Raw genomic sequence first — 25685 nt, forward strand, 5'->3', positions numbered from 1 at the left:
GCGAAAACCCGACACTCCATCGTAACGCACTTCCACTTCCAAACTGGCAGCGCCGACGATGAGGTCGCCCCCGCCGCGTGTCAATTGGAAAGGGCATGCCTCAGCCGCCACCCGCCTTGCGTTTGGGCGGCGTGGGACCGTCGACCGGCGGCAGCGACTTGAGGTAATCCGCCATCGCGGCGAGATCCTGGTCCGGCAATTGCGACGTGTTCTTGATCACGCGCGTCATCGCGCCGCCGACGCTGTCGCCATCGGGTAATTCGCCTGTCTTCAGGAAATAGGCAATATCCTTCGCGCTCCATTCGCCCAGGCGCTTCTGCGTGATGTTGGGCACCCAACCCTCGCCTTCGGGATTCGGGCCGCCGGCAAAACGCTGATTGGAGATGATGCCGCCCAGCGCGTTGCGCGGGCTATGGCATTCGGCGCAATGGCCAAAACCGTTCACGAGATAGGCGCCGCGATTCCATTGCGGCGACTTGCTGCCGTCGGCGACGAACGGCTTGCCGTCCATGAACAGGAATTTCCAGATGCCTATATTGCGACGGATGTTGAACGGAAAGCTTACATCGTGGTCACGCACTTTGCCTGCAACGGCCGGCAACGTTTTCAGATAGGCGAAGAGATCGAGAACGTCCTCGCGCCTGGCGTGCTGATAGGAGGTGTAGGGAAAGGCCGGAAAGTAATGCTGTCCGTCCGGCGAGACGCCGTGCATCACCGCGCTGACGAACTCGGCGTCGGTCCATTTGCCGATGCCGTCAGTCGGATCGGAGGAGATGTTCGGGGCGTAGAACGTTCCGAACGGCGACTTGATCGCGACCCCACCACCGAGCCGTGTGCGGTCGGGTTGATCAGGAACGGCGTGGCAGGAGGCGCAACCACCAGCGTTGAACATTGCCTCGCCGTTGGCAAGGTTCGGCTGGTGGGCAGGTAGGGAGCGGGCGGCCACCACCAGCGGCGCGCTGAGCCACCAATAGACGCCTGCTGCGGCGACTGCGGCGAGCAGCGCCACAAGGATTGTTCGTTGCAACATTTGGGTCATCCACGCGTTAGGACGAACTTACGAGCGATGCCCGCGTGGCTCCAGCCACGAAGAATTTAGCCCGTCCGGCCCCGAAATGGGAATAAACTGAAAAACGGGCTGTTGGAAGTTTGCCAACCCCACCGGCTTCAGCAGGGAGAACGTCATGAACAAGACCTTCATCGCCGTGGTAGCACTCGGCAGCATTGCTTTCGCAGGGGCCGCCAGCGCCGAAAAGCTGAAAGCAACGCTCGACGGCAAGTCCGAGGTGCCCGCGACCACCAGCAACGGCACCGGAACCGCCGATCTCGACTATGACGCCGCCAGCAAGAAGCTGTCCTGGAAGCTGAACTATTCGGGCCTGTCTGGCCCCGCCACCGCCGCCCATTTCCATGGCCCCGCCGAGGCCGGCAAGAACGCCGGCGTCGCGGTCGCAATCCCGAATGCGACGTCCAGCCCGGTCGAAGGCTCGGCGACGCTGACCGACGCGCAGGCCGCCGATCTCCTCGCCGGAAAGCTCTATGTCAACATCCACACCGCGGCCAATCCGGGCGGCGAGATCCGCGGCCAGGTGACGAAGTAACTGCGCATACAGCGCAACAGAAAGGGCGGCTGCTTTCGCAACCGCCCTTTTTCGATTCCGCTCCATACGGGTTTAAGAACTTTCCGTCAGCCGTTCTTCACGCGGAAGGTCTCGTGGCAGCCGCCGCATTCCTTGCCGATCGCGGGGAAGTTCGCCTTGAGCAGATCCAGGTCCTTGATCTTGCCCTTGGCCTCGCTGACGACCTTGGCGAAGCTGGCGATCTTGGCGTCGAAGCCGGCCTTGTCCTCCCAGACCTTCGTCGAGGTGCTGTAATCGCCGTCGAGCTTCACACCCTTGGCGCTGGCCGGAAACAGGTTCGGCAGCTTCTTGGCGGTATCCTCGAACTGCGCCAGCGCGCTGTCCACTGTTGCCTGGTCGTAGGGCTTCTCGCCCTTGACCATCGCCGACACTGCGCCGGCGTTCTTGCCGTTGCCCTTCATCAGGGTCTGGACTTCCTTGACGGAGTCCTGCTGCGCCCAGACCGCTCCCATGCCAAGCAGCATCGCGCCCGCAACAACCAAAACTCGCTTCATTCGCAGAATCCTTTTCCTTGACAGGATCGTGCTGACCCCACATTGGGCCAACACCGTTCGGCAGATTTCATTCCATCCCAAGCGCGACGAAAAATCGTCGCACTTGGGGCTATCAGGTCGAGCTTGCGCTCACAGGCTGTGACGGCGATGGTGCTCGTTGATGGCGATCCAGACCCGCTCGGGCGTTGCCGGCATGTCGATGTGGTCGATCTTGTATTCGCGCCAGAGGCCGTCGACAATGGCATTGACGATGGCCGGACAGGAGCCGATCGCACCGGCTTCGCCCGCCCCCTTCACGCCCATCGGGTTGGTCGTGCAGGGGATGTTGTTGGTCTCGAACACGAAGTCCGGACCATCCGCCGCGCGCGGCAGCGCGTAGTCCATGTAGGTCGCGGTGATGAGCTGGCCGTCGCCTGCGCCATAGACCACCTGCTCCATCAAGGCCTGGCCGATGCCCTGCATGGCGCCGCCATGCACCTGCCCCGCCAGCAGCAGCGGATTGAGCGTCTTGCCGAAATCGTCGACGATCACGTAGTTGACGATCTTGATGATACCGGTGGCCGGATCGATCTCGACCTCCGCGACGTGGGTGCCGTTGGGATAGGTGCCGTCGGCGCTGGCAAAGGTCGCGCTCGCGTTCAGCTTCGACGGGTCCGCGCCGGGACGCTTGGCGAGATCGGCGAACGAGATCGAACGGTCGGTGCCGGCGATGCGCACGATGCCGTCGGTGATCTCGAGGTCGCCGGCGCTGGCTTCCAGCGCCTGCGCCGCGATCTCTTTCAGCTTTTGTCCAAGCTCGCGCGTCGCGCGCTCGACACTGACGCCGCCGGAGGGAATCGAGGCCGAGCCGCCGGTGCCGAGGCCCGTGGCGATCTCGGCGGTATCGCCCTGATGGACGTGCACGCGCTCGGGCGCAACACCGAACTGCTCCGCGACGATCTGCGCATAGGCGGTCTGATGCCCCTGCCCGCTCGACTGCGTGCCGATCAGGACGGTGATATCGCCGTTCGGATCCATCCGCACATTGGCGGTCTCCTCGCCCATGGTGCCGCAGACCTCGACATAGCTCGCAAGACCGATGCCGCGGATCAGGCCGTGCTTCTTGGCCGCCTTGGCGCGCTTGGGAAACTCCTTCCACTCGGCGATATCCATCGCGCGCTTGAGGTGCGCGGCGAAGTCGCCGGAATCGTAGACCTTGCCGGTCGCGGTCTTGTACGGCAGCGCCTTCGGCGGAATGAAATTCTTGCGGCGGATGGCGTCCGGCGTCATGTCGAGTTTGCGCGCGCATGCGTCGACAAGCCGCTCGATCACATAGGCCGCCTCTGGGCGGCCCGCACCGCGATAGGCATCGACCGGCACGCTGTTGGTGAAGACGGTCCGCACCCGGCAGTGGAAGGCCTGGATGTCGTACAGGCCCGGCAGCATGCCGGCGCCGCCATGCGGGATGTAGGGTCCGAAGGTCGAGAGGTAAGCGCCCATGTCGCCCATCAGGTCGCAATCCATCGCGAGGAACTTGCCGTCCTCGGTCAGCGCCATCTTCGCGGTGGTGACGTTGTCGCGGCCCTGCGCGTCGCCCATGAAATGCTCGGTGCGGTCGGCCGCCCATTTCACCGACTTCTTCAGTTGCTTTGCCGCGACCGCGAGCAAAGCGTATTCGCGATAGGGAAACAGCTTAGTGCCGAAACCGCCGCCGACATCGGGGCAGATCACCCGCATCTTGTCGGTCGGGAGCTTGAGAACGTTCTGGCACAGGATGTCGCGCAGGCGATGGCTGCCCTGGCTGCCGATCGTCAGGGTCAAATGATCGTTCTTGGAATCGTACTCGGCGACGGCCGCGCGCGCCTCCATGAAGCTCGCGACCACGCGCGGATTGACGATGGCGATTTCGGCAACCGTATGCGCCTTGGCGAAGGCGGCTTCGGTCGCCTTCTTGTCGCCGATCGAGACGTCGAACAGCACATTGCCCGGCTTGTCCGGCCAGACCTGCGGCGCGCCCTTCTTGATCGCGTTGACGAGGCCGGTCACTGAAGGCAGCGGCGTCCACTTGACCTCGATCGCCTCGATCGCGTCGCGGGCCTGGTCGATGGTCTCGGCGACGACGAACGCGACGGAATCGCCGACATGGCGCACCTCGTCCTTGGCGAGAATCGGATAGGGCGTTCCCTTGAACGGCTCGGTTTCGAGATTGAACAGGCAGGGCAGATCGCCGAGATCAGCGACCTCGGCGGCGGTCAGGATCAGCGCGACGCCGGGAAGCCCGCGGGCGCGGCTCGCATCGATGGTGAATTTGGCATGGGCATGCGGCGAGCGCAGCATCAGGGCGCGCAGCGCAGCCTGCGGCGCGTAATCGTCGGTATAGCGGCCCTTGCCGCGGATGAGCGCGTCATCCTCCTTGCGCAGCACGCTTTGGCCAACGCCGAACTTGATGGGAGCTGCCATGTTATTGTCCCGTCCTATGGTTGTTTTGCCGGCATATTGCCGTGGAAAAAGTAGCAAGGCAAACGGGTTTAGCCATGCACATGGGTCGCAGGCCGGGGAACGCGCCGCGTCCCTTCTCTTGTGGATACAGAATTGCGCCGCAAACAAGACCTCATCCTGAGCAGCCCGCCAAAGGCGGGCGTCTCGAAGATCCGGCCGCGACGAAACACCCCGCCAGGCTCAATTACATCCCCCCACGGCTCCAAAGATCCGCGGCGCGATCTCTGATGGCGCGGACCGCGTGTTCAGGCGTGATGTAGTCGATCTCGCCACGCGTCAGGCCGATATCCATCAAATCCCTGTCGTTCAGGTCCCGCAAGTCGACGCGTGGGCTCTGCCGCCGCTCCTGAAACGCACGCCAATATCGCTTGAGCGGGCTCAAGACGATGGAGAGGTCGAGGCGAAGCCTCGCACCTTCGCGCTCGATTTCAGATGAAATGTTCGTCAATTGAGGTAGCATCGCATGCTCCTGCTGGTGTGCCGGCAGGGAAGCGTGGCCAAACAAAAGGCCCCGTCCGATGCCGGCGGGGCCTGGTGGAAAAGATGTCGTCGTCGAATTGCTAGCGCACGACTCCTTCCACGGCCCAGCCGAAGCGGGTCATGTGGTTGCGGTTGAGTTTGCGCGAGCATTTGATCATGCGCAGCTCATAGCACGGCAATCGCGCAAAATCAAGGGATGTGCGAAGGTTGGTTGCAGCCTGGAGGCGAGCTGCCGCCTCGCCCTAGTTTCGCACCAATGAGACCAGCCAACGACGGCCGAACAGGATGAGGATCACGAGCGCATAGACGATCGTGCCCCCGACGGCCAAGAGAGCCAACATCAATTCATCCCGGAAGTGCATCGCGCCCAGCCAAGACCCGCCGAACCGCGCGATCAGCCAGAAGGCGGCGGCGAGGATGACACCAGTCACATGGAATTTGGCCAGCGACATCGTCCACGCACGGTCCAGCACCAGAAAGCCGCGCCGCACGGCGAAGAACAGCACTAGCAGCAGGTTGGTCCAGACACCGACGGCGGTTGCCAGCGCAAGGCCGATCTGGGCGAGCGATCCCATCAGGACGACCTTCAGCGCGACGTTGACGGCGATGCCGGTCAGCGACGCCCGGACCGGTGTTGCGGTGTCCTTGCGGGCATAGAAGGTCGCGACCGCGCTGCGGATCAACACGAAGGGGATCAGGCCGATGGCATAGGCCGCAAGCGTCGCGCCTGCGGCAGCCGCGTCGGCCTTGGAGAATGCGCCGCGGGCGAACAGCGCGCGCATGATCTCGTCGGGTACGGTCAGGAACGCCGCAACGAACGGGATCGAGAACAGCAGGGTGAAATCGAAGGCGCGGCGCTGCGCCTTCATCGCGCCGTCATGGTCGTTGGCCGTGATCCGCCGCGACATCTCCGGCAGCAGCACCGTGCCGATAGCGATGCCGATGACACCGATCGGCAGTTGGTTGAGGCGGTCGGCATAGTAGAGCGCCGACAGCGCGCCCGCGGGCAGGAAGGTCGCGATGATGGTATCGGCGAACAGCGCGACCTGTGTGCCCATCGAGCCCAGCGTGGCAGGTCCCAGCGCTTTGAAGAAGCCGCGGATGTCTTCGTCGAGCCTGAGCGGCGCAAAGCGCGGCAGGCCGCCATGGCGGGCAAGATCACCCGCCAGCAGGAAATATTGCAGGAAGCCGGAAATGAGAACGCCCCAGGCCGCGGCGTGGCCCGCGGTCGGAAACCAGGCGGCGAGCGCCAGCGTCATCATCATCGCGACGTTGAGGAAGATCGAGGCGGCGGCTGCGCTGGCAAAGCGCTGCATCACGTTGAGCATGCCGCCGTACAGCGTCACCAGGGTGATCAGCAGCAGATAGGGAAAGGTGATCCGCGTCAGCTCGATCGCGAGCTTGCGCTGCTCGGCATCCTCACTGAAGCCGGGCGCAAGCAAGCTCATCGCCTGTGGCATGAACAGCCAGGCGACGATCAGCAGGACCACCTGCGAGGCCAGCAGCAGCGTGAAGATGCGGTCGGCGAACAGTTTTGCCGCCCCCTCGCCCTTCTCGCCATGGACATGCGCATAGGCCGGCACCCAGGCGGCGTTGAAGGCGCCTTCGGCGAAGATCGCGCGGAAATGATTGGGCAGCCGCAGCGCCACGAAAAAGGCGTCGGCCACCGGGCCGGCGCCGAGGATTGCCGCGAGCATGATGTCGCGGGCGAGATCCCGTCAGCCGCGAGAGCAGCGTGTAACCACCAACCGTGAAGATGCGTCCGAGCATGCGGATGTTTTAGAGATGAATCGATCAGAGGTCGATTGCATCTTGCGATGCGCATTGCTGCGCCCTCTCCCCTTGCGGGAGAGGGCAGCACCGCAGGTAGACGCAAACTCAATCGGGTGAGGGGTATCTCTCCGCACGGAATCCGTGGAGAGATACCCCTCACCCGTCTCGCCGCTTTGCGGCGAGCCACCCTCTCCCGCAAGGGGAGAGGGTAAAAAATCAGCCCGCGAGCGCGCCGCGCACGGCGGCGATGATTCGCTCCTGATCAGCTTCGGTCAAATAGGCGTGCATCGGCAGGCTGATGACGTCCTGCGACAGGCTCTCGCAAGCAGGCAGGCCGCCGTCGGCGACCGGATATTGCTTGTAGGCGGTCTGCTGATGCATCGACTTGCCGTAATAGATCGCAGTCGGCACGCCCTGGGCCTTCAGCGCGGCGGCGAAGCCGTCGCGGTCGGTCCCTTTGGGCAGGCGAATGGTATATTGCGCCCACACCGAAGTGTTGCCGGGGCTGAGGCGCGGCACGGCGACCACATTCGACAGCCCCCGCGCATAGCGCTCCGCGACCTTGTTGCGGGCGGCGATCTCGTCGTCGAAAATCGTCAGCTTCTCGAGCAGGATCGCGGCCTGCATGGTGTCGAGCCGGCCGGTCAGGCCGAGACGGACGTTGTCGTATTTGTCGACGCCCTGCCCATGCACGCGGATGCTGCGCAGCGTAGCTGCGAGCTCGTCGTCGTCGGTGAAGATCGCGCCGCCGTCGCCGAAGCAGCCGAGCGGCTTTGCGGGGAAGAAGCTGGTCGTGGTGGCGAGCCCGAAGGTGCCGAGCTTGCGGCCCTTGTAGCTGGCGCCAAAACCCTGCGCGGCGTCGTCGAGCACGAACAGGCCCTCGGCCCTGGCAATCTCGGCGATGGCATCGTGATCGGCCGGCTGTCCGAACAGGTCCACGGGGATGACCGCGACAGGCCGCAAGCCGGCCTTCCGGGCGGTCGCGATGCCGCGCTTCAGCGACTCCGGGCTCATGTTGAAGGTGGCTTCGTCGACGTCGACGTAGACGGGCGTCGCTCCGGTCCGGGCCGCCGGCGAGGCGGTCGCGATGAAGGTGAAGGACGGACACAGCACGGCATCGCCGGGGCCGACATTCTTGGCCATCAGCACCATCAGAAGCGCATCCGTGCCGCTGGCGCAGGCGATGACGTGCTTGGCGCCGCAATAGGCCGCGAGCTGCTTCTCGAGCCGCGGCGACTTCAGGGCCGTTGACGAACTGGCAATGGTCGAGCACGCGCTTGACGGCGGCATCGAGCGAGGCGCCGAGCCGGCGGCGCTGCGAGGCCACGTCGATGAAGGGAATCGGTTCGGAACGCAGATGCTGGTTCATGGTCTGGTTCTTGGCGCCTTCTTGATTGGTCGACATGGCAAGGGATCAGCCGGCAACGCGGCGCGGGCCCTTGAGGGCGGACGAAGTGGCGGCGGGACGTGAGGGCGTTTCCAGGCACTGCGTGGCGATCTCGAGGCTGGCGACGCCCTCGTCGCCGGTCACCGCCGGAATCTCGCCATGGCGTACGGCCCTGAGGAACGCGATCAACTCGGCACGCAGCGGCTCGTCATGGCCGACCGGCAGATGCCGCATCGAATAGCTGCCGTCCGGCTTGAAGCCGAAGCACTCGGTGACCTGGCGCGTCAGCAGATCGCCCATCACGTATTTGCCGCGGGTCGCGACCGTGACGCTGCGCGCCTTGAACGGCGTCAGCCAGTTGGTGTTGATATGGGCGAGCACGCCGTTGGCGGTGCGGAACTGCAGCAGCGCGATGTCCTCGCGTTCGGCGATCGCACTCGACAATTGCGGCTGCACCTCGACGATGTCGGATTCGGTGAACCAGCGGATCAGATCGATGTCGTGCACGGCAAGGTCGATGACGACGCCGACATTGGACATGCGCGGCGGGAACGGGCCGACGCGCGTGATCGCGATCGACAGGATGTCCTCGCCCGCGATCGCCTGCTTGACTGCGGCGACGGCCGGATTGAAGCGCTCGACATGGCCGACCATCAGCGTCACGCCGGCCTTTTGCGCAGCGGTGACGATCTCGCGGCCTTCCGCGACCGTGGAGGCGATCGGCTTCTCGACCAGCACGTGGATGTTCCTGGCGATGCAGGCGAGCGCGACCTCGTGATGCAGATGGGTCGGCGCGGCAATGGTGACGGCATCGACCCCGGCGGCGAGGAGCTGGTCGAGCGTCTCGAAGCCCTGGCAGTTGGCAAGCTCGGTGGTGCGCGTCAGGTGCGCCGGCGAGGGATCGACCACGCCAACGAGGTTGACGCCCGGAAGACCCGCGAGCACGCGCGCGTGGTTGCTGCCCATCACGCCCGCGCCAATGACGCCGACGCGCAAGCCGGCCTTTGCCGGTGCAGACACTTTGGAACTCATCTGAGCAAACCCCGATTCAACGCAAATCCCCGGGCCGCTTCTAGCACGGGCGCCACATTTGTGGCGAACGCCGGGCAAACTACCCGGACACGATTTGATTCAAAAAGTTACACGTTCCCCAGGCCGTAAGTGGCTGAAAGATACCGCTGTTTCGGCCCAGGTCGCGTGATTCGGAGTGTGCTGGTTACGACCTTTGATAGTCGTCTTCAATCCGGATGATGTCGTCTTCCCCGAGATAGCTTCCAGTCTGGACCTCGATGAGTTCCAGCATGATCTTGCCGGGGTTCTCCATCCGGTGGACCGCGCCCATCGGGATGTAGATCGACTCGTTCTCATGCACGGTCTTGACGGTCTCGTTGACCGTGACGCGCGCCGCACCGCGGACCACGATCCAGTGCTCGGCACGATGATGGTGCTTCTGCAGCGACAGCCGCCCACCGGGCTTCACCACGATGCGCTTGACCTGATGGCGTTCGCCATTGTCGACGGACTGGTAGCTGCCCCAGGGCCGGTGCACTTTCAGATGCTCTTCAGTGACCTTCGGTGCGACCGTCTTGAGCTTGGTCACGAGACGCTTGAGGCCGTTGGCATCCTTCTGGCGCGAGACCAGCACGGCATCGGCGGTCGCAACCACGATGAGATCGTCGACGCCTTCGAGCGCGACCAGCGCAGCATCGGTCGTGACGTTGCAGTTGCGGGAGTCTTCGAACACCGCGGCGCCATGGGAGGCGTTGCCTTGCGCGTCCTTGTCCGACAGCTCCCACACCGCGTGCCAGGAGCCGACATCGGACCAGCCGCAGGACACCGGCACGACGGCCGCGCGCGAGGTCTTCTCCATCACCGCGTAGTCGATCGAGATCGCCTTTGCCGCGCCAAACGCCTGCGGCTCGAGCGTGACGAAGCCGAGATCGCGGCCGGCGTTGGCGACCGCATTGGTGACCGCCTCCACGCTCGCCGCATCAACCTTGCGGTATTCGTCCAGCAGAAGAGTGGCCGGGAACATGAAGTTCCCGCTGTTCCAGAGATAACCCGAATTGACGTAGTCGGCAGCCTTCACCGCGTCCGGCTTCTCGACGAAGCGCGCGACCGCGCGCACCTCACCGGAGATCATCTCGCCCGGGCTGATATAGCCGTATTCGGTCGCCGGCCGTTCCGGCTTGACGCCGAAGGTGACGATGCACCCCGCGTTCGCTGCGGTGAGGCCCTCGCGGCACGCCGCGACAAAGGCGGGATTGTCCTGCACCACGTGGTCAGCGGCGAGCGCCAGCACGATCGCGTCACTGGCGCGATTCTGCGCGAACACTGCGCCGGCCGCGATCGCGGGGCCGGAATCGCGCCGCATCGGCTCGAGGATCACGTCGGCCTCGACGCCGATCTCAGCGAGTTGCTCCAGCACCATGAAGCGGTAGGACGCATTGGTGATGATAACAGGACGATCGAACAGCGAGGCATCCGAGACGCGCAGCAGCGTGTCCTGAAAGGTCGAGCGCGCGCCGAACAGCGGCAGGAATTGCTTGGGGCGCACCTCGCGCGAAGCCGGCCACAACCGCGTTCCGGCACCGCCGCACATGATCAGGGGGATAATGCGTTTGTCCATCGTCATTTCAAACCTTGAAGTAGTCCCGATACCAGGTGACAAAATTACGAACCCCGTGCGCGATCGGCGTTGACGGCGCAAAGCCGGTGTCGCGCATCAGATCCTCGACATCCGCGAACGTTTCCAAGACGTCTCCCGGCTGCATCGGCAGCAATTCTTTGATCGCCGTCCGACCCAGCTCCTGCTCCAGAAGTCCGACGACGTGCATCAACTCTTCCGGATGGTGGTTGCCGACATTGTAGAGCTTAGAAGGCGCATTTGCGGCAGCCGGGTCGCCGGCGGGCGCCCGATCGACCAGCTTGGACACGACGCGGGTGACGTCGTCAATATAGGTGAAGTCGCGGCGCATCCGGCCATGGTTGAACAGCCGGATCGGCTTGCCCGCCATGATGGCATTCGCGAACAGAAACAGGGCCATGTCGGGCCGTCCCCACGGGCCGTAAATGGTGAAGAACCGCAAACCCGTGACCGGCAGCCGGTAGAGATGGCTGTAGGACTGCGCCATCACCTCGTTCGCCTTCTTGGTCGCGGCATAGAAACTCACGGGATGGTCGGTCCGGTCCTGCACGGCAAATGGCAGTTTAGTGTTGGCGCCATAAACGGAGGATGACGAGGCGTAGACGAGATGACGACAGTCATTGTGGCGGCATCCCTCCAGCACGTTGAGAAAGCCCTGGAGATTGGAATCGGCATAAGCCTGCGGCTGCTCGATCGAGTAGCGCACACCGGCCTGGGCCGCGAGATGCACGACCTCAGCGAATCCGTGCCGCGCGAACAGCGCGGCGATCGCCTCGCGGTCGGCGAGATCGGCGTTGACGAACGAAAAGCGGGAATCGTCGCGTAACAGTTCCAGCCGGGCCCGTTTCAGCGCGGGATCGTAATAGCTGTTGAGATTGTCGAGCCCGACGACGGTCCGGCCTTCGGCGAGCAGCTGCCGGGCGACGTGAAAGCCGATGAAGCCGGCCGCACCCGTGACCAAAATCGCCTGATCCGTCATCCTGTTCCCGAGGGCCCCTAAATCCGATCCTGCGCCCGCGGCGCCTGTTTAGCCGCCGCATCGAGGGGGCACAATAGCCCCGCCGCCAGTCATATTGGCGGTTCATAACCGCTCCTCGTCACCGCTATTGCAAGATCGACGCCAAAACCATACCAAAGCGGCCTAATTCGGCGCCTCGCGTCGGGTTGCCTCAAATCTTCGCAAACCCTGATCGTGCGGGCGAGATGCGCCGAATCCTGCTGTCGACGGCCAAAATCCTGATTTCCGGAGCGCTGCTGTATCTGGCGCTGCGCAAGGTCGATCTGTCCGAGCTGTTCTCGCGCTTCACCGCGACCAGCCTGTTCTGGATCGCCATGGCGATCGCGATCACGTTCCTGCAGATCTTCGTCGGCGTGCTGCGCTGGCGCGAGATCAGCGCCGCATGCGGCGCGCCGCTCGGGCTCGCCCAGGCCATGCGCTACAACGTGATCGGAGCCTTCTTCAACCAGACCCTCCCATCCGCGATCGGCGGCGATGCGGTCCGGCTCTGGCTGGTCGCGCGCGCCGGGGCGGGATGGCGCGCAGCCACCTACTCCATCTTCGTCGATCGCGCGATCGGCCTCGTCGCGCTCGCGATTCTCATCGTCGCGAGCCTGCCCTGGAGCTACGAGCTGATCGCCGATCCGCACGGACGCTCGGCGCTGCTGCTCGTCGACTTCGCCGCGCTCGCAGGCGGCGTCGGCTTCCTGGTCTTCGGCGCGCTGAAATGGCCGTGGCTGAAGACCTGGTGGGCCACCCATCACATCCACGCCTGCGCCGTGATCGCCAACCGCGTGATCTTCGACGCAAGGCGCGGCCCCGTCATCGCGATCCTGTCGTTCCTTGTTCACGTGCTCGCCGTCGTCATCGGCTGGTGCGTGGTGCAGTCGATCGCGGCGCCGGTCAGCTTTGGCCAGATCTTCCAGCTGCTTCCGCCGGTCATGCTGATCACCATGATGCCGATCTCGATCGCCGGCTGGGGCGTGCGCGAGGCGACCATGGGCCTGGCCTTCGGCTTCGCGGGGCTCGCATCCAACGAAGGGGTCAACATCTCGCTGCTATTCGGCGCGGTCTCGTTCATCGTCGGCGCGGTCGGCGGCCTGGTCTGGATCCTCAGCGCGGAGAAAGCGGCGCAGGGCTCGGCGCCGCTCGGAGTGCCGGAGTGAACCCGGCCAGCGAAGCGGTCGCCATCGTGCCGTCGCTGCTTGCCGTTGCGATCGCCGCGCTGATCTCGGCCGTCGTCACCTGGACGAGCCGTCCCCTGCTCCAGCGTTACGCGCTGGCGCGGCCCAACGCGCGATCCTCGCATCGCGTCCCGACCCCGCAGGGGGCCGGCATCGCGGTGGTATCAGCGACGCTGCTGGTCGCATCCATCTGGGGGGCGTGGGCCAACGCCGCGATCCCTCCGGCGCTGGTCATCGCGACGATCGTGATCGCGCTGGTCGGATTCGCCGACGACATCGTGTCGCTGCCGGTGCTGGTGCGGCTCCTGCTGCAAGCAGCCTGCGTCGGCGCGGTCGTGTTTGCCGCGCCCGAGACCGCGCGCATCGTGCCGGCGCTGCCGCTGGTGCTGGAGCGCGGCCTCATCCTGCTCGCCGGCATCTGGTTCGTGAACCTCGTCAACTTCATGGACGGGCTCGACCTGATGACGGTGGCCGAAGTGGTGCCGGTCACCGCGGCGCTGCTGCTGCTCGGGTGGCTCGGAGACTTGTCATGGCCGGCGGTGCTGATCGCCACGGCGCTGTGCGGCGCCATGCTCGGCTTTGCGCCGTTCAACAAGCCGGTCGCGAAGGTTTTCTTGGGCGATGTCGGCAGCCTGCCGATCGGCCTCCTGCTCGGCTGGTGCCTGCTAGAGCTCGCCTGGCACGGACAGCCCGCCGCGGCGCTGCTGCTGCCCGGTTATTATCTCGCGGATGCCACCATCACGCTGTTTCGCCGCATCATCAGGCGCGAGCAGTTCTGGTCGGCGCACCGCTCGCATTTCTATCAGCGCGCCACCGACAACGGCTTCACGGTGACGCGCGTGATCGGCGAAGTGTTCGCGCTCAATCTGTGGCTGGCGATGCTTGCCATCGTCACCGTTCGCGCAGGCTCGACGGCGATCACGATCGTCGCGGTGCTCGCCGGTGCGTCCGCGATCGGCTTCGTGCTGCGACGGTTCTCGTGCCCTCAGGCCTTCTGAACCGACAGCGCGAGCCGCAGGCCTTCGTCGAGAGAGACCTGCGGTTGCCATCCCGTCGCAATCGCCTTGGAGATATTGAGCTCCAGAGAGCCGATCAGGCTGTCATGCGTGTCCTGCCGGCCCATCACGCTCAGCAGTGTTGAGAGCAGGTTCGGCGGCATGCCGAATAGCCGCGAGTTCTTGCCGGCCGCCTTCGCCAGCCGATCGATGAATTCAGGCGTCGAGACCTGCTCCCTGTCGGCCACCAGAAAGATCTCGAAATTGCTTTCCGTGTCGGGATGGGCGAGCCGGCGCGCGATGAACGAGGAGAGGTTCTGCACGGCGAGGAAGGCCCGCTGATTGCGGATCGCGCCAAAGGGCAGCGGCAGCCCGAGGCTCACCGCGCGCGTCAGCAGCGCAAAATTGCCCTTGGCGCCCGCACCGTAGACCAGCGGCGGCCGGATCACCGAGATCTTCATGTCGCTGTCGCGCGCCAGCGTCTTCAGTCCCGCCTCGGCCGCCGCCTTGGACATGCCGTAGAGGCCGCGCGGCGTCAGGATGTCGTCCTCGCTGAACGGCGCGCGGCCCTCATTGCTGCGGCCGTGCACGAGAACGGTGCTCACGAAGATGAACTGGCGCGCGCCGGCCGTCGCCGCGGAACGCGCCAGATGCAGCGTGCCGGCGATGTTGACGTTGCGGTACAGCTGGACCGCGTGCTCCTCGTGCTTGTGATGCACCCGCGCGGCGAGATGGACAACGGCGTCGACTCCTCGAGCCGCGGCGCTCCAATCCGTCTCCGGGCCGATCGATTCGATCACGACCTCGTCGTCGAGGCCTTCAGGACTGCGAACCGCCCGGCGGACCGACCATCCCTCGCGCGCCAGCGCAGGCGCGACGTGACGGCCGACGAAGCCGCTCGCTCCCGTCAACAGCACGACCGGTTTGCGCTCGCTCATCGCTGCTCCGAAAGGTCCGGGTTGCGCAACAATTCGTCGATCAGGCCGGCATAGGCGTCCATCGCCACGGTCCGGTCGTATCGCGCGGCCGCCTTCACCGCGCGCGCCGCAATCGCACCATCGTCGGAACGGGCCGCCGAACGGATCGCGTCAGCGAGCTGATCGGCGCGGCCCGGCGTCACGACCCAACCGAGCCCGTTCTCCACCACGGTCAAGGCCGCCTCGGCCTCCGGCTCGGAGACCAGCAGCACGGGACGTCCGACCGCCAGCAGATTGTAGAACCGGCTCGGCACCGACACCCCCGCCACGTCCTTCCGATACGGAATGATCCAGAGATTGGCCGCCGCCAGGAACGCCTCGAGCTCGGCATCCGCGACGCGCGGCACGAAGGAGACCTTGGAGAGGTTTGCTGCGGCCTGCAACTGCTTCAGCCGCTCGAAGCCGATGCCCCAGCCCGACAGCAGGAAGTGGATGTCCGGCTCGTCCTCGAGCAGGCGCGCCGCCTCGAACACGATCTCCGGATCATGGGTGAAGCCGAGATTGCCCGACAGGCCGACGACGAAACGCGCAGGGATGGCTTTGCGGAACGGATTGTCCGCTGACAGCGGACGCGGACCGGGCACGATCGTCGCCCAGTTCGGAATGAAGCGGATCTTGTTGCGCGTCATGCCCGAATAGCTCAGCAGCGGCCCCTCGGCATCGCGGCCGATGGTGACGACGGCGTCGAGCGCGCGGAACATCAGGCTGTTGGCGGCACGCATCGTCCTCGTCACAACCGAACCCGGCTTCAGGAGGCCCGCCATCACCAGCACGTCGGGAAAAAGGTCGTGCAGGATCAGCGCCGAGCGCGCGCCCTTGAGCCTTGCCGCCGCGGCAACGGCATAAGGCAGCATGAACGGCGCGGTGACGGTGAGCACGACGTCCCCCGCCTTGAGCTCCCGGACCAGGGCTGCGAACGTGCGCGCCGCGAACAGCAGCTCGGAGGCGCCGCGCCGCACCAGCGCCGCCTTTCCCGCCATCCGGTTCCTGATCGCAACGACGCGCGGCTTGCCCGGACCGGTGTGCGAAGCCGGCAGCGCACCGGGCCAGCCCGACAGCACGACGACCTCGTGCCGCTCGGCAAGACGACAGGCGATCTCGGCCATGATCGCGGCGGTCGTGCTCGTATCCGGCGGATAATGCTGGCTCGCGACGACGATCTTGCCGACAGTCTTGTCTTGGGACTGCATGGTCAGGCCGCAGTCGACCCGAATTCCGGAACCGCGTCCTTCAGGATGGTCCTGATCGTGGCCCGATCGTCGCGCGCGATCGCCTGCTCCAGTGCGACGATCCACTTGCGCAGGAGTCTGCATCGGCGGCTCGTTCGGTTGCGCGGCCATGATTCCGGCGACGCCGATCTCGCGGGTCGGCTCCTCGGAGGCGAACAGGATCTCGTGCAGGCGCTCGCCCGGCCGCATGCCCGTGAACACGATCTCGATGTCGTAGCCGGGCTGCAGGCCCGAGAGGCGGATCATGCGCTCGGCAAGGTCGACGATCTTCACAGGCTGGCCCATGTTGAGCACGTAGACCGAGACGTCCGGACGCTGCGTCCCGAGCGCGTGCGTCGCCGCCGTGATGACGAGGTCGCAGGCCTCGCGGATCGTCATGAAGTAGCGGACCATGTCGGGATGCGTCACCGTCACGGGGCCGCCGGCCTCGATCTGGGCCTTGAACTTCGGCACCACCGAACCGTTCGACGCCAGCACATTGCCGAATCGCACCGAGATCAGCCGCATCGCCGGCCTGGCGCCGCCGCTCCCTGCCGCGAGATCATGATCGAGCGCCTGGCAGTACATCTCGGCGAAACGCTTGGTGAGGCCGAGCATCGACACCGGCTCGATCGCCTTGTCGGTCGAGATCATCACCATGGCTTCGGCGCCGGCGCTGTGCGCCGCATCGGCCACGTTGATCGAGCCGAAGATGTTGGTCTTGACGCCCTCGCTCCAGTCGCGCTCGAGGATCGGCACGTGCTTGAGGGCTGCGGCATGGAACACGATGTCCGGCTTGAACTCGGCCATCAGGCGCATGATGCGGTCGCGGTCACGGATGTCGGCAATCCGCCCTTCGATCGCGGCGACGGCGCCGTACGCTGCGAGCGCCTCCGTGACGGCGTAGAGCGCCGGCTCGGAATTCTCCACGATCAGCAGGCGCGCGGCGCCGAACGCGACGACGCGTTCGCAGATCTCGGAGCCGATCGAGCCGCCTCCGCCGGTGACGATCACGGCCTTGCCCCTGATCAGGGCTTCGAGGCGCGCATAGTCGATCTTTTCGCTCGGCCGCAGCAGGAGGTCCTCGACCGCGACGGCCGTAAGGCGCGGCGTGTCGCCGCTCTCGAGCGAGGGCATGCGGTTGACGATCACCCCGAGCTTGCGCGCCCGCATCAGGATCGATTCCGGACGCGCGTCCGGCTCGAACGCCGACGGCGTCATGACGAGGCGCGCGATCGGCTTGTTGCGCTTGGCGAAGTCGGCGACGACGTCTTCGATATCATCGATGTCGCCCAGCACCGGCACGTTGCGGATGAGCTGGCCGCGATCCGAGCTCGACGGCGACAGCACGCCGACCGGCCAGATGCGCTTGATCGCACCGCTCTCGATGCCGCGGAGCAGCACCTCGGCGTCCGCGGCACGGCCGATCAGCAGCGTCGGCGCGGCATCCTCGGTCCGTGCATGACGCCGCACCCGCGTATAGCGGAAGTAGCGGTAGGTCATGCGCAGCGCGCTGAGCAGGGTGATCTCGAGGAACCAGTAGAGGACGATGGTCACCTTGCCGAGGAAGAAGGCGCCGCGAACGTTGGGGGCGACGAAGACGTAATCGAGCACGAGCAGCGCGACCGTCAGCACGCTCGCGACGCGGATGATGTTCAGCGCGTCCGGCAGCGAGATGAAGCGCCACTTCGTCGTGGTCAGGTTGAAGACGAAGAACACGACCACGCTGAACGCGAGGAAGTAGGGCAGGATCTGGAACAGCAGCGGCAGGCGGTCGTAGAAGCCATCGCCGCCCTCGAAGCGGATGTAGAAGGCGGCAAACAGCGCCGCCGTGGTCGCCAGCAGGTCGTGGAGCGCGATCAGGAAATTGCGCAAGGTGAGATGAGAGAGACGCGTCATCCGACGACCGATGAAAATCCAGCTGGGTGCAACCTGACCGCGCTGATAGCCCATCTCGGCCGGAGTTGCCAGCACAAGACGCCAGCATGGGTTTGCTGGCACACGCTCCCTCAGGACCCGGTTTCAGCTGCCTTTCCAGGAGCCCGCTGCGCCCGGATCACCATGCCCCCGGCGACGCCGACGCCGATGACATACATCCAGCCCTCGTGGAAATCGAACAGATGGGAGTTGAACAGCGAAGTGAACACGTTCTGCACCACGACCAGCAGGCCGATCCACTTGGCAAAGCCGTCGCCGCGAAACAGCAGGAAATGACTGATCCAGATCGCGTAGAGAATGACGACGCCGATGACTCCCCACTGCACGGCGACGTGCAGCGTCTGGTTATGAGGATTCGGAAAGACCCTGACGCCAGGAACCCACGACGGCTCCTTGGAGGCTCGCTCGAACAGTCCCTGCGAGGAGCCGGTCCCGTGGCCCATAAGCGGAGCCTGCACGAAGAACTTGATGGAGTGCCGCCAGTATTCGAGACGTTCCCCCATCGACGTCGGGACGTTCTCCTGCATGTAGAGCCGGTAGTCCCGCGAAAACGTGTCGGCTGTCTTGCGCAATTGCGGTGAGGCCTGCCAGGCGGTGACGGCGCCGGCGATCAAAAGTGCGGAGATGATGGCGATGCTGCGCCACCTCAAATGAAGCAGCGCGAACACGGCAAGCATGATGGGTACGGTGACGAGCGCGGTGCGCGAGACCACCACGAAGGCCATGTTGACCAGGAAGCTCAGCGCCAGCGCCACGAGCAAGCCTGCGAGCCAGTAGCGCTTCTCGCGCAGCAGCAGCAACACGGGATACGCGAGCGCGACCGCGCACAACGTGAATTCCTGACTCTGGTCGATGTAGTTCTTGACGAAGATGCCGCGTTCGAGGGGGTCATAGGGTCTCAGCGACAGTCCCGGGTAGAAGGCGACCAGCCATGACATCACGGACATCAGCGCGCATGACACCAGGAAGGCGATGAACATCCAGTTGCCGCGCGTCGAACGTTCGAAGTGATAGAGCAGGACGGGTAGCACGAGCAGCTTGACGGTCGGACCGACGGCATAGAGGCGCGCGCCCCAGGCCGCGTCCGACCACAGCGTCCCCAGCAATGCCAGCAGGAACAGCGCGATCGGCGCCGCGCAGATCGGGCGCTTCAGCGATTGCAGGAATGCCCTGACGTCGAGAAACGGCACCATGCAGACCAGGAACGCAGCGTTGAAGATCGCCACGAGCGAGGTCGACCAGGGCAGCGAAGCCACGGTGAGGATCGCGAACAGATCGACCGTCTCGCTCCAGGCCGCCGGACTGCGCAGGCGCCGCAGCAGCATCTGGGCGGTGGTCTCGCTGGCAAGCGTCACTTGGTCCGTCACTTGCCGCCGCCCCGCGCGCGACGGACCAGCGCGGTGGTGCTGAAGCCCTGGAGGATGTCGACCAGAACCACCGTTCCGCCAGCGGCCTCGACGACCTCGTGGCCGACCACCTGCTCGCGCGTGTAGTCGCCGCCCTTCACCAGCGCGCTCGGCTTGATCCGGGTGATCAGCTCGATCGGCGTGTCCTCCTCGAAGATGACGACGAGATCGACGGCCTCTAACGCCGCCAGCACTTCCGCGCGCGCGCGCTCGTCCTGGACCGGACGCTCCTCGCCCTTCAGCCGCCGCACCGAGGCGTCGCTGTTGAGGCCGACGATCAGGCGATCGCAGGCGCCGCGCGCCGCGGTCAGCACCTTGACGTGGCCGGGATGCAGGATGTCGAAACAGCCGTTGGTGAAGCCGACGCGCTGGCCTTGGCGCCTCCATTCGGCGAGCTGCGCGTCGAGTGCGCCCGGCTCCAGCACGATCTTCTCCTCGGCCGCGAGATAAGCATGCGGCAGGATCTTTCGCCGCAACTCGGCCGCGCTCACGCTGGCGGTGCCCTGCTTGCCGACCGCAACGGCGGCTGCGGCACTCGCCATGCGCAGCGCCGTATCCCAGTCCGCATTCGCAGCAAGCGAGACCGCGAGCGCGGCGGCGACGGTGTCGCCGGCGCCGGAGACGTCCCGCACCTTGACGGGGAAGGCCGGAACATGAACGGCATCGCCGTTGCGCGGCACCAGCGTCATGCCCTGCTCGCCTTGCGTGACCAGGATCGCCTCGCAATCGGCCAGCCGCATCACGTCCTCGCTGGCATCGACGATGCTCTGCACCGTGTCGGCGCGGCTGCGCGTCGCCTCCGAAAATTCCTTGCGGTTGGGCGTGAGCAGCGTGGCACCGCGATAGATCGCCCAGTTCAGGCTCTTGGGATCGACGATCACGGACTTGCCGGATTTTCGCGCGGCATCGATCGTGTGGCGGATCACCCGCGCGGTCAGCACGCCCTTGGCGTAGTCGGAGAGCAGCACGATGTCGGCACGGGCGATCTGGGGCAGGATCGCCTCGATCAGCTTCGTCTCGACGTCGTCGGAGGCAGGCGCGGCCTGCTCCCAATCCGCGCGCAGCATGTGCGTGGAGAAATGCTCGGACACGAAACGGACCTTGCGCGTGGTCGGCCGCGACGGATCGCACACCAGCACGCTTTCGATACCGTCCTGCTCACCCAGCGCGTCCTTGAGCTGCCTGCCGGCATCGTCCTCGCCGACGAGGCCGACGAAGATGCAGCGCGCCCCGAGAGCGGCGATATTGCGCGCGACGTTGCCGGCGCCGCCGATATGGATCTCGCTGCGCCGGGCCACGATGACCGGCGTCGGCGCTTCCGGCGAAATCCTGGACACCTCGCCATAGACGAATTCGTCCAGCATGATGTCGCCGATGCAGAGCACGGTGCGCGCCGAGATGGCCTGCGCGAGGGCATCGAAATCGAGAATGGGCGTCGGCATGATCCTTGAGCCTTAGATCCTGGAGCCTCAGCGGAAGCGGTCGGGCCGGTCGAGATAATCCCCGACATAGGCTTTCACAGCATCCTCGAGCGTCGTGAAGCCGCCATTATAGCCGGCGCGGTGGAGGCGATCGACCTTGCTCTGGGTGAAGTATTGATAGCTGCCGCGGATGCTCTCGGGCATGTCGACATATTCGATGTTCGGCCTGGTGCCCAGTGCCGCATAGGCGGCCAGCATCAGGTCTTTGAAGCTGCGCGCCTTGCCGGTGCCGACATTGAACAGGCCGGACACCGAGGGCGTCGCCAGCAGCCACATCATCACGCGCACGACGTCGTCGACATAGATGAAATCGCGGCGCTGATCGCCGTCGGCGATGCCCTCGCGATGCGACTTGAACAATTGCACGACGCGGCCCGCTTTGACGTCGTCGAAGCGACGCGCGAGCACGCTCATCATCGTACCCTTGTGGTACTCGTTGGGACCGAACACGTTGAAGAATTTCAGGCCCGCCCATTGCGGCGGCAGCGGATCGCCGTTCGCTATGCGCCCGGCGACCGCGAGATCGAACAGATGCTTGCTCCAGCCGTAGAGATTCATTGGCCGCAGTTGCTTCAGGGCGGGCAGCGAGGCGTCGTCGTCAAAGCCGGCCTCGCCGTCGCCATAGGTTGCCGCCGACGAGGCGTAGATCAACGGCACCACATTCGCCGTGCACCAATCCAGCAGGCGCATCGAGAGGCGGAAATTGGTCTCGATCACGAGATCACCGTCGGTCGCGGTGGTCTCGGAAATCGCCCCGAGATGGATCACGGCGTCGAGCTTGCGGCCCTTCACCCAGTCGAACAGTTCGGCCGGCGGGACGATATCCACAAGCTGGCGCTTGGCGAGGTTGCGCCATTTGCCCTCGGTGCCGAGCAGGTCGCAGACCACGACGTCGCTGCGCCCGGCCTCGTTCAGCGCGGCGACGACATTCGATCCGATAAAACCGGCCCCGCCGGTCACCAGCAACATTCCAACGTCCCCTGCCCGATTGATGCGATCCGGTCCTGCCCTAGCGCATGATCCGGCAAAGTGTAAGCGGTTTTGGGATTGGGCTGCGGCCGGCTTTACCTGCCGGCCCGGAGCGGCTAACCGAACCGGCACATCCCAGTATATCCCGGCCCCATTAATCAATGAACAGTGATTCGCAATTTAGCGGTAGCGCAGATCCGAGCGACACCCGCCCGATCCTGATCGTCCCCTATATGTGGATCGGCGATTTCGTCCGGAATCACACTGTGGTGCGAGTCCTGAATGAGCGCTGGCCCAACCGGCCGGTGGATATGTTGACCACCTCCCTGTGCGCCCCGCTGGTCGATTACATGCCCGGTGTGCGCCAAGGGATCGTCTGGGACCTGCCGCGCGGACGGCTGGCCGTCGGCCGCCAGTTCGGCCTGGCCAGGCTCCTGCGCGAACGGAACTACGGCACCGCCCTGGTGCTGCCGCGGACCTGGAAAGCCGCCATCGCGCCGGCCCTGGCCGGCATCCCCGAGCGGGTCGGCTTCGTCGGCGAGTTCCGGTTCGGCCTGCTCAACCGCTGGCGCTGGGGCGAGAAGAAGCTGCCCCGCTTCATCGACAAGAACGCCGCCCTGGCGCAGCCCGACGGCGCGCCCCTGCCCCCGGAATGGCCGGTGCCGCAATTGCGAGTTCCGCCCGAGGATATCGCCCGCTGGCGGCAAGCCAACGGCCTCAGCGCCGGCGCCGCCGTGGCGCTCGGCCCGGGCTCCGTCGGGGTGTCAAAGCGTTGGACCTATTATCCGGAGGCCGCCCGCCTGCTGGTCGAGCGCGGGCTGGAGGTCTGGGTGGTCGGCGGCCCCGGCGAGAAGGGCCTGGCTCAGGAGATCGTCGCCGCGGGCGGGCCTGGGACCGCCGGCGGCCCTGGGGTCCGGGACCTCACCGGCAACGATTTGCGCAACGGCGTCCTCGCCATGGCCGCGGCCGGCGTCGCCATCTGCAACGATTCCGGCCTGATGCACATCGCCGCTGCGCTGGACACGCCCACCATGGGCATCTTCGGCCCGACCAGCCCCTACCTCTGGGGCCCCCTCAACGGCCTCGCCGCGACCGTGGTGCAGGACAAGAGCGTGCTGTCCTGCCAGCCCTGCCAGAGCACGATCTGCAAGATGAACGACCACCGCTGCATGCGGGATATCGCGGCCGAGGAGGTGGTGGGGATTGCGGAGCGGGTGCTGGGGGAATCTCGGCTACGCGTGACGACCCAAGACGTCGAGCGCGGGCAGCCCTAGTCACAAGCTCGCCGGAAACCACCCTGCGTCAGGCCCGGGTGGTTTCCGGTCGATCCTCAGTGATGAGTCTTCTTGCGCGCCGGAGGCAACAGCACGGTGTCGATGACGTGGATCACGCCGTTCGACGCCTCGATATCCGGCTGAATGACATGCGCATCGTTGACCGTCACGCCGAAGCTGCCATCGACGCTCACCGGCTGACCCTGGACGGTCGCGACCTTGAGCGACTTGCCCGCCACATCGGCGGCCTTCACGCGGCCGGGGATGACGTGATATTTGAGAATGGCCGCGAGCTTGGTCTTGTTCTTGAGCAGCGACTCGACCGTTCCCGGCGGCAGCTTGGCGAAAGCCGCATCGTTCGGCGCGAACACCGTGAACGGGCCCTTGCCCTTCAGCGTATGAACGAGGCCTGCGGCCTTCACTGCGGTGACCAGCGTGGTGAACGATCCCGCAGCAACGGCGGTGTCCACGATGTCGGCGGCTCGCGCCATGGAGGGACCGAGCAATCCAGCCAGCATGGCGGCTCCGGCCGCGAATGAACGTATTGCAGGCGTCATCTTTTTCTCCGAGTTGCCGTGATTGAGTCTCGACTGATGTGATGGTTGCGCAGAGAACGCGCATCCACCGTGCGATCAGATGCGATCGACATTGACGAAACGGAGCCTCGCGACGGGTGGATCACCGGCCTGTTCGAAAATCCTGCGGCGCAGTGCCGCGCTCAATCCTCGACCATGGCCATGAACTCCTGACGCGAGATCGGATTGTCGCGAAAACAACCAAGCATGCAGCTCGTGACCATGTCGGAACCGATTTTCTGCACCCCGCGGCTCGACATGCAGTGGTGATTGGCCTTGAGGATGACGCCCACGCCTTTCGGCCTCAATGCATTCTGAATGGCGGAGGCGATTTCGGACGTCATGCGTTCCTGGATCTGGAATCGCTTCGCGTAGGCCTGCACCACGCGCGCGAGCTTGGAGATGCCGACGACACGGCCGTTCGGCACATAGGCGACCCAGGCGCGGCCGATGATGGGCGCAATATGATGCTCGCAATGGCTTTCGAACGAGATGCCGCGCAGGATGACCATCTCCTCGTAGCTGCCGGTCTCGTCGAAGGTCCTGTCGAGGATCTGAATCGGATCCTGCTCGTAGCCTGCGAAATATTCCTCGAATGCACGCGCGGCCCGCGCCGGCGTGTCCAGCAGCCCGGGCCTGTCCGGATCATCACCCGCCCACCGGATGATGGTCCGAAATGCGGCTTCTGCTTCTTCACGGCTCGGCCGCTGCAGCCGATTGGGGGCAAGTCCGGTATCCACAGTCACGCCATTCAGCCTTTCGCGTTATCCGCCTCCACGAGGCATCTGCCTCCATGACGAACGACAACGGATAACGAGCGGCGCGCGCTCTTGGATCACCGCCCGCCGCGCGGGACGCGTCAGCTCAGGGTCTTGATCACGAAGTCCTTGAGGCGTTGCGCCGGCCGGGGGAGCCGGTCGCGCTCCAGGATCGCGATCTCGGTGTCCTTCAGGTCAGGCATCGGCTTGCCGTCCACGACATGCAGGTCCGGGGGGACCATGTCCTTCGGAAGCACCGTCACGCCAAGCCGGGCGCGCACGGCCGCCAGCGTCCCCGCCAGCGAACCGCAGGTGTAGGCGACGCGCCAGGACCGCTTGGCGCGATCGAGCGCCTCGGTGGCGCGCTTCCTGTAGACACAGGGCTTGGGCGATACCGCCAGGGGCAGGACGCCCTGCCTGAGATCGAGCCCGCCCGTCACCCAGACCAGCGGCTCCCGCCAGACACGGATGCCGGGGATCTCGATGGATCGCTCACGCTTGATCAAGGCGAGGTCGAAAGCGCCCTTCCTGAAGCGCTCGATCAGATTCATCGTCAGATCGCAGGTGACCTCGAGGTCGACCTGCGGATAGGCCTGCGCGAAGCGCGCAAGCACGTCGGGAAGATGACGGGTTGCGAAATCCTCGGGAGCCCCGAGCCGAACCAGCCCGCGCATCGCAGGCTCCTGGATGCGCGAGACCATCTCGTCGTTCAGATCCAGCATGCGCCGCGCATAGTCGAAGAACGTCTCGCCCTCGGCGGTAAGGGCAACCGATTGCGGTGAGCGCTCCAGCAGCTTGCCGCCGACCTGCTCCTCCAGCCGGCGGATCTGCAGCGAGATCGTGGACTGCTGGACGCCGAGCGCCTGCGCGGCCCGCGTGAAATTTCCGAGCGACACGATGGTGACGAAGGACCTGACCAGGTCGATGTCCAGATTGACGCGCGCGCGCGGCATCATCATTACCTTTCTCAATGATGATCCTCAATACACTCAATTTCGCCAAAGGCCAACCGAACGCTATCTCA

19 protein-coding genes and 3 pseudogenes are annotated in these 25685 nt (G+C 65.3%); 4 read left to right on the top strand and 18 right to left on the bottom strand.

What is annotated here, in order from left to right; genetic code table 11:
• Positions 1 to 100 precede the first annotated feature (100 nt).
• The gene (locus ACQ86E_RS03060) at positions 101 to 1030 is read right to left on the bottom strand and encodes a c-type cytochrome (RefSeq protein WP_431204129.1); all 930 of its coding nucleotides are present in this window, start codon (positions 1028 to 1030) and stop codon (positions 101 to 103) included.
• A 154-nt stretch (positions 1031 to 1184) separates the two neighbouring features.
• Here ACQ86E_RS03060 and ACQ86E_RS03065 point away from each other — a divergent pair, with 154 nt between their 5' ends.
• The gene (locus ACQ86E_RS03065; protein WP_431204130.1) at positions 1185 to 1601 is read left to right on the top strand and encodes a CHRD domain-containing protein; all 417 of its coding nucleotides are present in this window, start codon (positions 1185 to 1187) and stop codon (positions 1599 to 1601) included.
• 86 nt (positions 1602 to 1687) lie between these two features.
• Here the strand turns inward: ACQ86E_RS03065 and ACQ86E_RS03070 are convergent, their stop codons facing one another.
• The 8 genes and pseudogenes from ACQ86E_RS03070 to ACQ86E_RS03105 all read right to left on the bottom strand — a co-directional run bounded on the left by ACQ86E_RS03070 (position 1688) and on the right by ACQ86E_RS03105 (position 11878).
• Complete coding sequence (locus tag ACQ86E_RS03070) at positions 1688 to 2134, bottom strand: c-type cytochrome (protein WP_431204131.1); 447 nt, start codon at positions 2132 to 2134, stop codon at positions 1688 to 1690.
• 129 nt (positions 2135 to 2263) lie between these two features.
• Positions 2264 to 4573, bottom strand: coding sequence for a xanthine dehydrogenase family protein molybdopterin-binding subunit (locus ACQ86E_RS03075; protein ID WP_431204132.1), 2310 nt, complete (start codon positions 4571 to 4573; stop codon positions 2264 to 2266).
• Positions 4574 to 4796: 223 nt separating this feature from the next.
• The gene (locus ACQ86E_RS03080; RefSeq protein WP_431204133.1) at positions 4797 to 5072 is read right to left on the bottom strand and encodes a DUF1127 domain-containing protein; all 276 of its coding nucleotides are present in this window, start codon (positions 5070 to 5072) and stop codon (positions 4797 to 4799) included.
• Between the two features lie 262 nt (positions 5073 to 5334).
• Positions 5335 to 6862: pseudogene (gene murJ, locus ACQ86E_RS03085) on the bottom strand (murein biosynthesis integral membrane protein MurJ).
• A gap of 219 nt (positions 6863 to 7081) precedes the next feature.
• Positions 7082 to 8234 (bottom strand): annotated as a pseudogene (locus ACQ86E_RS03090) (DegT/DnrJ/EryC1/StrS family aminotransferase).
• Positions 8235 to 8279: 45 nt separating this feature from the next.
• The gene (locus ACQ86E_RS03095; RefSeq protein WP_431204134.1) at positions 8280 to 9284 is read right to left on the bottom strand and encodes a Gfo/Idh/MocA family oxidoreductase; all 1005 of its coding nucleotides are present in this window, start codon (positions 9282 to 9284) and stop codon (positions 8280 to 8282) included.
• Positions 9285 to 9468: 184 nt separating this feature from the next.
• The gene (locus ACQ86E_RS03100; protein WP_431204135.1) at positions 9469 to 10881 is read right to left on the bottom strand and encodes a mannose-1-phosphate guanylyltransferase/mannose-6-phosphate isomerase; all 1413 of its coding nucleotides are present in this window, start codon (positions 10879 to 10881) and stop codon (positions 9469 to 9471) included.
• 7 nt (positions 10882 to 10888) lie between these two features.
• Positions 10889 to 11878, bottom strand: coding sequence for an NAD-dependent epimerase (locus tag ACQ86E_RS03105; RefSeq protein ID WP_431204136.1), 990 nt, complete (start codon positions 11876 to 11878; stop codon positions 10889 to 10891).
• 224 nt (positions 11879 to 12102) lie between these two features.
• On the opposite strand from ACQ86E_RS03105, the gene ACQ86E_RS03110 reads away from it, so the two are divergent.
• Both ACQ86E_RS03110 and ACQ86E_RS03115 read left to right on the top strand, forming a co-directional pair.
• Positions 12103 to 13062, top strand: coding sequence for a lysylphosphatidylglycerol synthase transmembrane domain-containing protein (locus ACQ86E_RS03110; RefSeq protein WP_431204137.1), 960 nt, complete (start codon positions 12103 to 12105; stop codon positions 13060 to 13062).
• On the top strand, positions 13059 to 14078 hold the full coding sequence (locus ACQ86E_RS03115) for an MraY family glycosyltransferase (protein ID WP_431204138.1): 1020 nt from the start codon (positions 13059 to 13061) through the stop codon (positions 14076 to 14078). Before ACQ86E_RS03110 ends, ACQ86E_RS03115 begins: the two co-directional genes overlap by 4 nt.
• Here the strand turns inward: ACQ86E_RS03115 and ACQ86E_RS03120 are convergent.
• The 6 genes and pseudogenes from ACQ86E_RS03120 to rfaD form a co-directional block, all read right to left on the bottom strand.
• Positions 14066 to 15013: an NAD-dependent epimerase/dehydratase family protein gene (locus ACQ86E_RS03120; RefSeq protein WP_431204139.1), complete on the bottom strand. Its 948-nt coding sequence runs from the start codon at positions 15011 to 15013 to the stop codon at positions 14066 to 14068. The genes ACQ86E_RS03115 and ACQ86E_RS03120 overlap by 13 nt on opposite strands.
• Positions 15010 to 16242 (bottom strand): glycosyltransferase family 4 protein, encoded by a 1233-nt coding sequence (locus ACQ86E_RS03125; RefSeq protein ID WP_431204140.1) that lies wholly within the window; start codon positions 16240 to 16242, stop codon positions 15010 to 15012. The genes ACQ86E_RS03120 and ACQ86E_RS03125 overlap by 4 nt, the downstream gene beginning before the upstream one ends.
• 2 nt (positions 16243 to 16244) lie before the next feature.
• Positions 16245 to 18159, bottom strand: a pseudogene (locus tag ACQ86E_RS03130) (SDR family NAD(P)-dependent oxidoreductase).
• Between the two features lie 110 nt (positions 18160 to 18269).
• Entirely contained in the window at positions 18270 to 19565 is a 1296-nt protein-coding gene (locus ACQ86E_RS03135; RefSeq protein ID WP_431204141.1) for an O-antigen ligase family protein, read from the bottom strand.
• Positions 19562 to 21046: a D-glycero-beta-D-manno-heptose-7-phosphate kinase gene (gene rfaE1 / locus ACQ86E_RS03140; protein ID WP_431204142.1), complete on the bottom strand. Its 1485-nt coding sequence runs from the start codon at positions 21044 to 21046 to the stop codon at positions 19562 to 19564. The genes ACQ86E_RS03135 and rfaE1 overlap by 4 nt, the downstream gene beginning before the upstream one ends.
• Positions 21047 to 21073: 27 nt before the next feature.
• Positions 21074 to 22054 (bottom strand): ADP-glyceromanno-heptose 6-epimerase, encoded by a 981-nt coding sequence (gene rfaD, locus ACQ86E_RS03145; RefSeq protein WP_431204143.1) that lies wholly within the window; start codon positions 22052 to 22054, stop codon positions 21074 to 21076.
• 161 nt (positions 22055 to 22215) lie between these two features.
• Here rfaD and waaF point away from each other — a divergent pair, with 161 nt between their 5' ends.
• On the top strand, positions 22216 to 23328 hold the full coding sequence (gene waaF / locus ACQ86E_RS03150; RefSeq protein WP_431204144.1) for a lipopolysaccharide heptosyltransferase II: 1113 nt from the start codon (positions 22216 to 22218) through the stop codon (positions 23326 to 23328).
• A gap of 56 nt (positions 23329 to 23384) precedes the next feature.
• Here waaF and ACQ86E_RS03155 read toward each other — a convergent pair whose 3' ends face one another.
• The 3 genes from ACQ86E_RS03155 to ACQ86E_RS03165 all read right to left on the bottom strand — a co-directional run bounded on the left by ACQ86E_RS03155 (position 23385) and on the right by ACQ86E_RS03165 (position 25620).
• Entirely contained in the window at positions 23385 to 23846 is a 462-nt protein-coding gene (locus tag ACQ86E_RS03155; protein WP_431204145.1) for a fasciclin domain-containing protein, read from the bottom strand.
• Positions 23847 to 24046: 200 nt separating this feature from the next.
• Positions 24047 to 24649 (bottom strand): GTP cyclohydrolase I FolE, encoded by a 603-nt coding sequence (folE, locus tag ACQ86E_RS03160; protein WP_431204146.1) that lies wholly within the window; start codon positions 24647 to 24649, stop codon positions 24047 to 24049.
• 113 nt (positions 24650 to 24762) lie between these two features.
• On the bottom strand, positions 24763 to 25620 hold the full coding sequence (locus ACQ86E_RS03165) for a LysR family transcriptional regulator (protein WP_431204147.1): 858 nt from the start codon (positions 25618 to 25620) through the stop codon (positions 24763 to 24765).
• Positions 25621 to 25685 lie beyond the last annotated feature (65 nt).

The organism is Bradyrhizobium betae (genome assembly GCF_050632175.1).
Lineage (GTDB): Bacteria > Pseudomonadota > Alphaproteobacteria > Rhizobiales > Xanthobacteraceae > Bradyrhizobium > Bradyrhizobium betae_B.